This window comes from Acinetobacter sp. CFCC 11171, from assembly GCF_003268405.1.
Classification (GTDB): domain Bacteria; phylum Pseudomonadota; class Gammaproteobacteria; order Pseudomonadales; family Moraxellaceae; genus Acinetobacter; species Acinetobacter amyesii.
In genome coordinates, this window is record NZ_LQXP01000001.1 from 269,222 (window position 1) to 280,441 (window position 11,220).

The window sequence follows — 11,220 nt, forward strand, 5'->3', positions numbered from 1 at the left end:
GCATAGTATTTGCATATCAGTCATTCAAAAAAAACTAAAAAATTGCGTTAAGACTATGCTGCTATAGGGGGCTTAATTTTACTCAGTACTGATAGGATCTTGTGCTAATAACTCCCATGATCTCATTGCATTACTCACCATGCGCTGTAATTGTATCAAGCCCATGCCATCACGCGCTTGTATGGTCATTCCTTGTAATAAGGTCATATAAAAATCAGTCAATTGCTCTGCATGAGCCAAACTTTCAATTTCCGCATTGTGCACACCTATAGCGAGCCGATCCATAATTTTTGTTTTGGTATAGGCACGTCGTTGTTTGAGCTGTTCTTGTATGGTTTGATTTTGCTGTGAACAATTCATCGTGGCCACTACCACCATACAACCTTTAGGTTTATTGGTTTGCACCAAATGCTGAATACTGTCGTACAGGTAGAGCTCCATCGCAATTTTAGCAGTTTGACCTGCTTGTAGAATTTTTTCGGCAGGTTGAACTTCGTGTTCACTGTAGTATTCAATACATTTTTCAAAGAGCGCGGCTTTATCGCCAAATGTGCCATATAAGCTAGGTGCTGTGATATTCAAAGCTTGAGTTAAATCACTGATGGACGTTCCTTCATAGCCAAATTGCCAAAACAACATCATCGCCTTTTCCAAGGCTTGCTGTTCATTAAAACATTTAGGTCGTCCACGCTTCTTGACCGTATCGGTTGGATTAGCGTGCTGATTTTCTTGCTTTGAATCATTCATCATAAGCTAACATTTATATTTTATAACGTTCACTAATAAAATAATTGACGCTCGTAATTTAATCAAATAATTTATTTTTATAACAGTCACTATTAAATTAAATAATTAAGGTGTAATGCTATGAATACGCATGCTACAGCTTTAAAACCAGATGTACCGTTGGCGCAGCAGCCTGAAGTGTCTTCTCCTAATCAAGGGAATTGGTTTGCAATCCTCACGGTTGCCATTACAGCTTTCGCCCTTGTCACCAGTGAGTTTTTACCCATTGGCGTGTTAAATGCCATTGCTCATGATTTAAATATTAGTGTAGGTACCGCAGGTTGGGTGATTACCCTCCCTGGCATTATGGGTGCGATCGCAGCGCCCCTGCTTTCTGTTGCTGTGAAGCAACTTGACCGTCGTATCTTACTGATTGGCTTAACCGTGATTATGGTCATTTCTAATTTTATAACTGGCTTCGCAGAAGCTTTGCGCTGTTGTTGTTTAGCCGTTTTCTATTGGGTATTGCTATCGGTGGATTTTGGGCAACAGCCATAGCTTTGAGTGGACGTGTTGCACCCAATCATCTCGCCATAGCCAAAGCCACTGCAATCGTCATGGCGGGCGTCACTTTAGCGACGGTATTAGGTGTTCCATTAGGTACATGGCTGAGTGACTGATTAGGTTGGCGTAGTGCGTTTCAAATCATTGCAGCGATTGGCATCGTCATTTTAGTTTTAGAAATCAAATTTCTCCCAAAACTTCCACCCACTTCGACTATTCGATTTAGTGATTTACCTGCACTGATTCAACATTATAAAGCACGTAAAGGCCTGATTATTATTTTATTAATTGGTTTTGCTCATTTTTCTTCTTATAGCTATCTCGCCCCATTTTTTAAGAATCATGCAGGCTTTGATGCGACCACCATCAGTTCATTATTATTGATCTACGGCATCGCAGGTTTCTTTGGTAATTTATTTGCGGGTTATAGCAGTAACATCAATGTCCGCTATACCCTTGTTTTTGTCGCCTTCAGTTTTATCGTAGTATTTTTTAGCTTCCCACACTTTGCAGTTCACTTATTCGGTGCATATCTTTTAACCGCATTATGGGGTTTCGCCTTTGGGGCATTTCCTACTACGGCGAATATCTGGATGTTTGTACATGCCCCTGAAGCTGTTGAAAAAGGCATGCCGCTGTTTATTGGTATTTTCCAACTCATGATTGCGTTTGGTTCTCTGTTTGGCGGCTATATCGTCGATCATTTTAATGCCAATACCTTATTGTATTCAGTCATGATCTTTGTCGCATTTGCCATAGTGGCTATATTCACTTTAGGACGTGGATTAAATAACCCGAAGCTTCCTTGTACAGCGAACTAAGTCCACGCTCTAAGTGATATCGTCAATACATTTGATTAACGATATTTCCCAAAGATTTTCCACGTATTGTTATCGGCTAAAGGGTCGCTATAGCTATCACTACGGGCTTTACGTGGTTTATCACGGGCATCCACCAATTTAAAGTCGTTTTCGACACTGAGAACAATGCCATTCACATAAAAACGGGTACGGGTGTATTCACTTTGTCCATGTTGAAATACATAGGTTCTGAGGTCAATAAATTCACGGTGTGCGACCAAAGCTGCCGTATCATCGCCGTCTAGCCATAGTCGCATCGCTTGAATTTGATCTGCTTCAAATTGCCCACATTTTTCAACTAAGCTGGCAATACCACGAAAGGTTTTAGATTCTTTCGCACGTGTTTTGTTGATTCGAATACGATCCACGTGAAAATAAAAAAGCGGCAGATTCAAATGACTCGGCAAATGGACTGCATCGAGGACTTCATCTTCCATAAAGGGCTGAAATAAGTCCTGAGCACGTTCAATTAAGCCAGTCCACTGCGCATAATATTCGGCTACTTCAGACGCTGTACCATAATAAATGGGCAGCCCCTCTACATTGGCTAAGGTTGAGGGCGGCCAAACATTTTGTCGAAGTAATGCAATATCACTTTTCAGACTTTGCACTGCGATTGCATCTTGCATGGGGTATTCCACTTTACTTAGGCTATTTTTTTAGATTAAGTCAAAGGTTTAGTTTCTGCAAGGCTTTGCCTATAATACTGCATTAGATTTTTATGCTAGGACACATTCATGGTTCAAAAGATTGAAGCTACTGATGTAACCGAAGAAGAAGCGTTGAATGCAGCTTTCTTTGAACGTGCGGATGAATTTATTAAACAAGCCAATGAATTTTGTCGTGTTGAAAAAGGTTCTCAAGTCAAACCGGCAGAAATGCGCGGTCAAGTGAGCGCTGCCATGTTATTTGGTACCGCTCGTTTTAATACTTGGGTTGCTGCAAATGGCTTCAAAGATGGCAAAGAAATGCGTGATGCCAAAGATCAAGTGATGTCTTATATTCTTCAACAATTTCAAATGATGCTTGAAGATAATTATGATGAATATTGCGAACAGTTTGAAAACTATCTTCGCTTCCGTCATAACGAAGAATTCCATGCAAATAAGCATGATCACGACCACGATCATCAGCATTAATCAAAAGCCCTTCGGGGCTTTTTTTATACAACTTCTCTTTCACAAAGCTTTGATTTAATATTTAGTCATAACGTTGTATTTTCATCATTCATGCTATTTTCAGTGCCTCGCGTATTCGAAAATACAATGAAATACGCAAGAAATGGACATGGTTTTAAGGACAAGGATAGCAATGCAGACGCTCGATTTTGCCATCGTGGATTCACATATACATCAATGGGATCCGTACAATACCCCACATGCCGCTTCACTTGCCGTGAAATTATTGGGTAAACATCCCTACTTGCTCGACAAAATGATGCGCTTAGTTAAGCCGCAAGAGTTAATTGACACAGTTGGTTTGACCAAACATGTGACGACACCGTATTTGCCTGAAAACTATAAGCAAGATGCAGGACATTATCAGGTCGATCAAATCGTACATGTAGAAGCGAGCTGGCATGACCATAAAGGTAAAGGGGTAGTTGGTGAAACCAAGTTCATTGAATCCTTAGACTTTAACGCTCAAAAAATTAAACTTGGCGCCATAGTCGGCACTGCAGACCCATGTGACAGTAGTTTTAAGAAAATTCTTAAAATGCATAAACAATCCTCCCCACATTTTCGTGGCATACGAAAAATGGCAGCTGTACATGAAGACCCGAAAGTTCATGCATGGACCAATGAACCGCATCTCTATACCAATAAAAAATTTATGAAAGGTTTTGAGGCTCTTGCTCAAATGAACTTAAGTTTTGATGCATGGGTTTATTCAGACCAAATTCGTGATTTAACCGCTTTAGCACGTGCTTTCCCTGAAACATCTATCGTTCTGGATCATTTTGGGACACCTGTCGGTGCCTTTGGACCTGTCGGCTCACATACAGGCTTAACCCAAACTTCACGTGACAATATCTTGTTTCGTTGGAAAGATGATTTAGCTGAACTGGCAAGTTGCCCAAATGTTTATACCAAAATGTCTGGATTATTCATGCCGGTGCTGGGTCATCAGTTTCATAAAGAACAACGCCTTGCATCTAAACAAGAGATTTTCGATTGTGCCTTCCCGCTTATTTCGCATGCTCTACAATGCTTTGGGAAATACCGTGTGATGTTTGGCTCTAACTTCCCGATGGATAGTGTGAGTGCATCCTTGGTGAATATTATTGACGCCTTTTCAGATGCGGTCGCTAGTTATGATCATGATGCACTGACTTTAGTCTTCCAACAAAATGCCCGTCAGTTCTACCGCCTATAAGTTCGTTAAGATAATCTTACAATCAAGTCATACAATGCAGCTCAAAAAAAATCCTCCAGATGGAGATTTTTTTATTAATTTTATTTTTGAGTAGATTTTACAGCTTGACCATATTGGTCAGCCATCACCTCAACCAAACGCTCAGGTTGAATATATTTTTTGATGACAGCATTAACATCCGCTTTGGTCAAACTAGCAATACGTTGATCACGCTTTTCACGATAGTTTAAATCACGACCTTTTTCTAACTGTGGAATCAACATGCTATGAATGCGACGGTCATCTTCAAGTGCAGTTAAACGCTTTTTCAAAATACTGGCTTTGGCTGCTTCTACTTCCTGTTCCGTCACGCCATTTTTCAATAAGTTTTGCAACACTTTATGAACAGACTGAGAAACTTGTGCTGATTTACCCGCAGTGTAGTTTGCATCAATACTCAGTACACCTGAATTCACCCATTCATCAAAATTAATGTCTGCACTAAAACCATAAACCAGTGCATTCTTTTCACGTAACTCTTGAGCTAGACGTGAAGACAACTGTGAATCACCGAGTATGTGGCGTAATACTTGTAACGCAGGAGAATCGGTATGCTCTACACCTACAGGTAGAGTCATAATGGCTTGGTAACTACCAAACTCACGCTGTTCAGACAATACATGCACTTTCTGTGCAGGATATGCCGTAAACGTAGACTCTAAGCGTTGATAAGGTTCGCTGGTTTTCCAATCTGCAAATTCTTTTTTCAGAATTTTTTCTATTTGCTTGGTATCAAAATCACCTGTTACCGCAATTTGTGCATGCTGTGTTTTAAAGAATTTTTGATGTAACTGCTGCACTTGATCACGTGTAGCCGACTCAATTTGTTTTTTCGCAAGTTCAGGTTCGAAGTGATAACGAATATCCCCCGGCTGATAGATCTCAACAATACGCGACAGAGTCATTGCAGCAACGGTATCCGGCTCTGTATAAGGTCGATCCAAACTCGACAAACTTTGCGCTTTGATTAAATCAAATTGTGATTGTTCAAATGCTGGCGCTTTAATAACATCAATGACATATTGCAAAAATTCAGCAAACTTTTCTTTACGTGCAACCACTTGAATTATGAGGCCATTATCATTTGCACTGACCGTTGCACCACCACCAACATCAATAATTTTATCGGCAATTTGCTGTAAACTTTGATCTTTAGATGCACGGAACATGAGATAAGCTGTCAAATCTAGCAACTCACCTTTATTCATTAAGCTTTGCGCTGTACCAAAATCCAATGCAATCGTAGCATAGGTCTTGTCGTCACGGGTTTTAGTTGGAAACAATGCATACTGAATGCCGTTTTTAAATTTAGCGCGCTGAATCTGCTTTTCTTTCTGATTTAAATATTGCTTAGACTCTGCAACATATTGCTTCACTTCAGCACGATAAACACTCGCGTCTTTCAACGGCTCTTCTGCAGGCACTTGCTGATCTAAAGTTTCAGCAGGTTTTGACGCAGCCTGTTGCTGTGCTTTCTTTTGATCTTCAGGTGTAGGCAGAATATTTCCTGTGACACGGTATTCGGGCTTTAGAAAGTCCTTATACACCTGATTCACGTTGCTTACATTCAGCTTTTGTACTTTATCTAAGTCTCGGAAATATTGAGACCAGTCCCCGTTATAAGCCACAGTATAAGAACTGAGACGTTCGCCAAGAGCCGTAGCGCTATTCTTAACATTGTCAGCCATATTTCGAGTCAAGCTTTTAACACGGTTTAGCTCAACATCATTAAAGGCTTTGTTCTGCTCCACACCTTGTGCAAGACTGGTTGCCACTTTGTTTGCATCATGACTTGGGCCATATATCGCCCCCATAAACACCAAATTAAAATCTTTATCTAACCATGTGGTGGATTGAACTGCGGTTGCTGTCCCTGTTTCCACCATGCTTTGATACAAATGTCCACTTGGCTGTAAGGTATACAAAGTTGGAGATACCGCCAAAGCAGTTTTAATCGGTTCGACTGCACCATTTAAATAAATATTAAATTTGCCAAAGTCACTACCCTTATGAACAGTAAATTCGCGTTGCTTTAATTTCGTTCCATCTAATTTAGGGACTTTGGCCTGTTCAGGAATTTGACGTGCGGCAATTGGGCTAAATTGTTGATCAATTTGTTTTAATACAGCCGCTTTATCAAACTTACCAGAAATCACCATCACTGCATTATTTGGCGCATACCAACGGCGATAGAACTGGTTTAATTCGTTTATATTGATCGATTGAAGTTCTTTCAAATCACCAATCGGTAAGCGGCCTAAAGATTGATTGCCATAGGCTTCTTTTAAAACTTGGTCGATTAACACTGAAAATGGCTGATCTAAACGAATTTCACGTTCACGCTTAACGATATCAATTTCTGTCGGTACAAATTTTTCCTGAAGTACCAATTTATCCATCCGTTCTGCTTCCAAATGCAAAACTTGATCGATTGAACTTTGTTCAGGACGAATCACATTGGTGTATTTCGTTGAATAATAATCCGTACTGGCATTGGTCATCAGCGTGAATTGGTCTAAACGACGCTGAAATTCATCACCTTTGACATTTTTAGTGCCTTTAAAGGCCAAATGTTCGAGCAAATGTGCCAAACCACCTTTGCCCGCAGGGTCATTTAAAGAACCCGTGAAATACACCGTATTCATAAACACTTTGCTTTCTTTATCGTTTTGCGCCAAAACCACACGAAAACCGTTATCTAATTTATATTCTTCAATGGTTTGTTCAGTTTTAACCAATACAGGTTGAGCAAAGAGGCTTGTACTTAAACCTGCAAAAAAAAGTGAAAGCGTTAAATGTTTAATACGCATGTAATTCAAGTGTCCTTTATATTTAGCATCGATCAGCGTAGTGCTGTCGATCAGATTGGTTTTGATTTTATGCTGAGCTTTTCAGGATTAATAGTTACTTTTTATTAAATACATGCTGCAGAATGAGACAGCATGTATTTGATTTATGTTCAGATATAAATGTCCGACTGCATATATAAACACGCATAGCCTGAGATTTCTATACGGTCATTTTCGAGCATTTGACAATGTAACTCACCACCACGGCTTGATGCTTGATACGCCAAGATTTGACGTTTTTCTAGACGTTTTGCCCAAATTGGCACGATTCCGGTATGTATAGAACCCGTAACAGGATCTTCATTGATGCCATTACCCGGTGCAAAATAGCGTGAAATGCAGTCATATTGCTGGGCTGCCGCAGTGATTGCAACATCAGTGATCGTACCCGGCGCTGTGATGGCGGTGCGGATTTTGCCAAGACGTTTTAAAATTTCAAAATTCGGTTGTTCATCCAAGACTTGTTGTGCCGTTTCATATTCCACGATATACGCCTGCGCATTCTGATAAACCTGCTTAAAAGGTTGACTCAACCCTAGACGTAGCTCTTCAGGATATTCACTCACGACCTGTGCCCGACGCACAGGGAAATTCATCAGAATTTTTCCATCTTCAGCTTTATTTACACTAAAAATACCGAGATTTTTGACATGAAATTGGATATTTTTTTCAGCCGTATAAAACTCAAAAAGCACATAACTACTGGCCAATGTCGCATGTCCACAAAAGTCCACTTCAGTGGTCGGTGTAAACCAACGAATTGCATAATTGCTGCTGTCAATTTTTTTCACAAATGCAGTTTCAGATAGATTATTTTCCAAAGCAATCTGTTGCATCAAGTGTTCATCTAACCATTCATCCAACACCAAAACCGCCGCTGGGTTGCCTTTAAATAACGCTTGGGTAAATGCGTCAACTTGATACATTTTCATTGATTGAACTCCTGATTTAGTGATTTATATTAAAGGCTTTTGAAAATATTTCATGCGTTATATGCTATGTAGCAACACTTTTTAATAAAACATCTAAGTTATAGATGAACTTAAATATAGGTACAATTTTGAAAACGCATATTCACCCTGTTCCTTTAGAAAAATCATACCGACTTTTAAATCATGGGCCGACTGTGCTCGTCTCTGCTAAAGATCAAACCCATACTGGTGTGATGACTGCAGCATGGGCATGCGCCTTAGAGTTCAACCCTGCAAAAGTGACAGTAGTACTGGATAAATCAACTAAAACACGTGAGATTATTGAGAATTCAGGCTATTTCGCCTTACAAGTACCGACACTGAAACAACTCAAACTCGTCTATGCACTTGGCATGATGAGCCAACGTGATGCGCCAGAAAAATTACGCCAATGTGGCGTGGAATTATTTCAATTTAATGCCTCAGATATTCCTGTGGTTGAAGGTTGTGCTGCTTGGCTACTGTGCAAACTTATTCCTGAGCCGCACAATCAACAAGCGCACGATCTGTTTATTGGCGAAGTCATTGCTGCCTATGCAGACGACCGCGTCTTCCGTAACGGACATTGGTATTATCATGAAGTAGAAGATGAATGGAAAAGCCTACATCATGTTGCTGGCGGGCACTTTTATACCATTGGTAATCCTGTATCTGTAGATAGACACCAGACTAAAATAGCGCTATGAACTCTGTCGTTTATTTAGGGTTGAAAATGGATAATCATACCTTTTGAGCATTTTCATGCTAACTTTAACTTAATTTAAAATATTGAATGAATGGATATGGCGTTTAAAATACATACATTGGATGTCAAAAATTCACTGCAAAATTATATTTGGCTGCTTGAGCACACCGAAAGTCATGATGTCATTGCAGTAGATCCTACTGAAGCTGCCTTGGTCGAGCGCTATTGTCAGGAACATCAGCTCAATCTTACGCAAATTTGGCTAACGCATTGGCATAAAGATCACGTTGGTGGCGTACCAGAACTTATTCAGGATAAAAACATTGCCGTTTACGGTCCCCGTGCAGAATTGAGCCGTATTCCATGGGTGAATTATCCTCTCGATCATAATGACCGTTTTGAATTTCATGGTCTTGAAATTGAAATTATAGCAACTCCCGGCCACACCCTCGGTCATATCGTATATTTTATCGATGACATTCATACACTTTTCTGTGGCGATGTATTATTTGCTATGGGTTGTGGACGTGTATTTGAAGGCACCTTTCAACAAATGTACGATTCCTTGAACCGTATAGCCGCATTCCCTGCTGAAACTCAAGTGTATTGTACTCATGAATACACCCTATCAAATGCTCAGTTTGCGCGGCATGTTGAACCTGACAACCTTGCCATACAACAGCGTTTTGATGAGGTTGAATCAAGGCGCATGCTCGGACAATGTACTTTACCAAGCAGTATTGAATTAGAATTAGAAACCAATCCATTTTTACGCGCAGAAAGTGTTGAAACGTTTCAGCGCTTAAGAGAACTTAAAGACAATTTTTAATTGGATTGAGAGTTTAATGAATTTAAGATTTCATCACAAATATACTGTTTTTATTTGTGATGAATATTTCGGGACGATTTATCATTCTATATTTATAAAATTTGATTGGTTGCAGCAAATTCATCCAATTCAGCTTGAGTCACAACTCGAACGGCTTGCATTTCATCGATACGTACCATCAATAAACCACCTAATGCAGGCTGATAACGTCTTGCACTACCAAATGGTGTATATGCCACTTTAGATTGCTCCGAAAAGACCAACCAATCTTCATGTCCAAGCATCACCGCAACAGGCGTCTGTCCCGCTTGTTGCATCTGTTCAATTTTTGCTTTTACAGCGTGCTCAATGTTCTGCATGCGTTCAATCTACTTATACCAATAGAACATAGTATAAAAGCTTTTCGATAAATCTTGATGAGAAATAGCATTGCAAGCTCACCTATCCAGCGAATTAGGCTTTGAACAAGCTGTTATTTGCAATCCACAACTGCATGCCCAAACAGCTGTGCATTCTAAGCCAAACAATCGTTTATTTTGCGCACAGCTTCTCTATAGGCATAGGATAGATTTTAATCCAACTGCCAAAAACCTAATTTTTAAATACGTTATATTTACTTACATTAAGTTTAGCTTTTTATAAAACAGCAAGTTAAATGAGTTTATACCGTTTACAAGCCGATAATCTGTTTATTTATCCATCAAAATTTCATATTTTAAATAAAAGTTTTTCATTTCCCCTTTAAAAAATATTTTGACACCCCTATTTAATATTTTAATGATTGATAAGGAGTTCGCTCGTGAAAAAAGTGGTTAAAGCAAAAAATTTAGTTGCCTTCCGTCTTTGGTTAGAAAAGTTAGGATATTCTGTTCGTACACTGGCAGATAATCGTGGATTTACATTCAGTTTTAAAAAAGAATATGGTCTAGTGACTGTAGACTTGTCTGGTAATGCTTTGGCCATGCAGCTCGGTGAAGAGTTTGAAGATCATTTAAAGGCATAATCTTCTTTATAATTTATGCGAACGATTAGAAATAAATGATTTAATTCGATTAATTCGAATCCGCATTTCAAAACTTGCCCGTATATTCGGGCTTTTTTTCACCTTTGTTTTACTGACTCATTTTAATGAGAGAAATTTCAGACAATAAAAAAGCAAGATTAGACATCTTGCTATATCTCTTGGTTCATCATCTTTATTAAGATTTATTTCATTAGATTATGTTTTCAAAAAAACCACGTTTGAGACACTGATTTTTTCGAATTTCAAAAACAAAAAAGCAAGGTATAAAACCTTGCTTAATCTAATGGTGGGGACGGA

At 39.3% G+C, this 11,220-nt stretch carries 10 protein-coding genes and 1 pseudogene; 6 read left to right on the forward strand and 5 right to left on the reverse strand.

Features of this window, described 5'->3' with window-relative positions; all coding sequences use genetic code 11:
* Positions 1-78 precede the first annotated feature (78 nt).
* Positions 79-750, reverse strand: a complete 672-nt coding sequence (locus tag AVJ20_RS01370; protein ID WP_265735964.1) for a TetR/AcrR family transcriptional regulator — start codon at positions 748-750, stop codon at positions 79-81.
* A gap of 117 nt (positions 751-867) precedes the next feature.
* Here AVJ20_RS01370 and AVJ20_RS01375 point away from each other — a divergent pair.
* Positions 868-2,111, forward strand: a pseudogene (locus tag AVJ20_RS01375) (MFS transporter).
* Between the two features lie 35 nt (positions 2,112-2,146).
* Here the strand turns inward: AVJ20_RS01375 and AVJ20_RS01380 are convergent.
* Positions 2,147-2,779, reverse strand: a complete 633-nt coding sequence (locus AVJ20_RS01380) for a hypothetical protein (RefSeq protein WP_111883861.1) — start codon at positions 2,777-2,779, stop codon at positions 2,147-2,149.
* Between the two features lie 108 nt (positions 2,780-2,887).
* Between AVJ20_RS01380 and AVJ20_RS01385 the strand changes: the two genes are divergently transcribed.
* Both AVJ20_RS01385 and AVJ20_RS01390 read left to right on the forward strand, forming a co-directional pair.
* On the forward strand, positions 2,888-3,289 hold the full coding sequence (locus AVJ20_RS01385; protein ID WP_078188837.1) for a DUF3144 domain-containing protein: 402 nt from the start codon (positions 2,888-2,890) through the stop codon (positions 3,287-3,289).
* Between the two features lie 172 nt (positions 3,290-3,461).
* Positions 3,462-4,526, forward strand: a complete 1,065-nt coding sequence (locus tag AVJ20_RS01390; RefSeq protein WP_111883862.1) for an amidohydrolase family protein — start codon at positions 3,462-3,464, stop codon at positions 4,524-4,526.
* Positions 4,527-4,606: 80 nt separating this feature from the next.
* Here AVJ20_RS01390 and AVJ20_RS01395 read toward each other — a convergent pair whose 3' ends face one another.
* On the reverse strand, positions 4,607-7,375 hold the full coding sequence (locus AVJ20_RS01395) for a M16 family metallopeptidase (RefSeq protein ID WP_111883863.1): 2,769 nt from the start codon (positions 7,373-7,375) through the stop codon (positions 4,607-4,609).
* Positions 7,376-7,524: 149 nt separating this feature from the next.
* Entirely contained in the window at positions 7,525-8,346 is an 822-nt protein-coding gene (locus tag AVJ20_RS01400; protein WP_111883864.1) for a PhzF family phenazine biosynthesis protein, read from the reverse strand.
* Positions 8,347-8,450: 104 nt separating this feature from the next.
* Here AVJ20_RS01400 and AVJ20_RS01405 point away from each other — a divergent pair, with 104 nt between their 5' ends.
* Together AVJ20_RS01405 and gloB are read left to right on the forward strand one after the other, a co-directional pair.
* Complete coding sequence (locus AVJ20_RS01405) at positions 8,451-9,071, forward strand: flavin reductase family protein (protein ID WP_111883865.1); 621 nt, start codon at positions 8,451-8,453, stop codon at positions 9,069-9,071.
* A gap of 96 nt (positions 9,072-9,167) precedes the next feature.
* Complete coding sequence (gene gloB, locus AVJ20_RS01410; RefSeq protein WP_111883885.1) at positions 9,168-9,899, forward strand: hydroxyacylglutathione hydrolase; 732 nt, start codon at positions 9,168-9,170, stop codon at positions 9,897-9,899.
* Between the two features lie 92 nt (positions 9,900-9,991).
* On the opposite strand, the gene AVJ20_RS01415 is transcribed toward gloB, so the two are convergent.
* Complete coding sequence (locus AVJ20_RS01415; RefSeq protein ID WP_111883866.1) at positions 9,992-10,258, reverse strand: hypothetical protein; 267 nt, start codon at positions 10,256-10,258, stop codon at positions 9,992-9,994.
* Between the two features lie 440 nt (positions 10,259-10,698).
* Between AVJ20_RS01415 and AVJ20_RS01420 the strand changes: the two genes are divergently transcribed.
* Positions 10,699-10,902: a hypothetical protein gene (locus tag AVJ20_RS01420; protein ID WP_078188846.1), complete on the forward strand. Its 204-nt coding sequence runs from the start codon at positions 10,699-10,701 to the stop codon at positions 10,900-10,902.
* The last annotated feature ends 318 nt before the right edge of the window (positions 10,903-11,220 follow it).

What these genes read in the sequence shown, in the direction of transcription:
- AVJ20_RS01370 (WP_265735964.1), bottom strand. Translation starts at nt 750, where the DNA reads ATGATGAATGATTCAAAGCAAGAAAATCAGCACGCTAATCCAACCGAT.
- AVJ20_RS01380 (WP_111883861.1), bottom strand. Translation starts at nt 2,779, where the DNA reads ATGCAAGATGCAATCGCAGTGCAAAGTCTGAAAAGTGATATTGCATTA.
- AVJ20_RS01385 (WP_078188837.1), top strand. Translation starts at nt 2,888, where the DNA reads ATGGTTCAAAAGATTGAAGCTACTGATGTAACCGAAGAAGAAGCGTTG.
- AVJ20_RS01390 (WP_111883862.1), top strand. Translation starts at nt 3,462, where the DNA reads ATGCAGACGCTCGATTTTGCCATCGTGGATTCACATATACATCAATGG.
- AVJ20_RS01395 (WP_111883863.1), bottom strand. Translation starts at nt 7,375, where the DNA reads ATGCGTATTAAACATTTAACGCTTTCACTTTTTTTTGCAGGTTTAAGT.
- AVJ20_RS01400 (WP_111883864.1), bottom strand. Translation starts at nt 8,346, where the DNA reads ATGAAAATGTATCAAGTTGACGCATTTACCCAAGCGTTATTTAAAGGC.
- AVJ20_RS01405 (WP_111883865.1), top strand. Translation starts at nt 8,451, where the DNA reads ATGAACTTAAATATAGGTACAATTTTGAAAACGCATATTCACCCTGTT.
- gloB (WP_111883885.1), top strand. Translation starts at nt 9,168, where the DNA reads ATGGCGTTTAAAATACATACATTGGATGTCAAAAATTCACTGCAAAAT.
- AVJ20_RS01415 (WP_111883866.1), bottom strand. Translation starts at nt 10,258, where the DNA reads ATGCAGAACATTGAGCACGCTGTAAAAGCAAAAATTGAACAGATGCAA.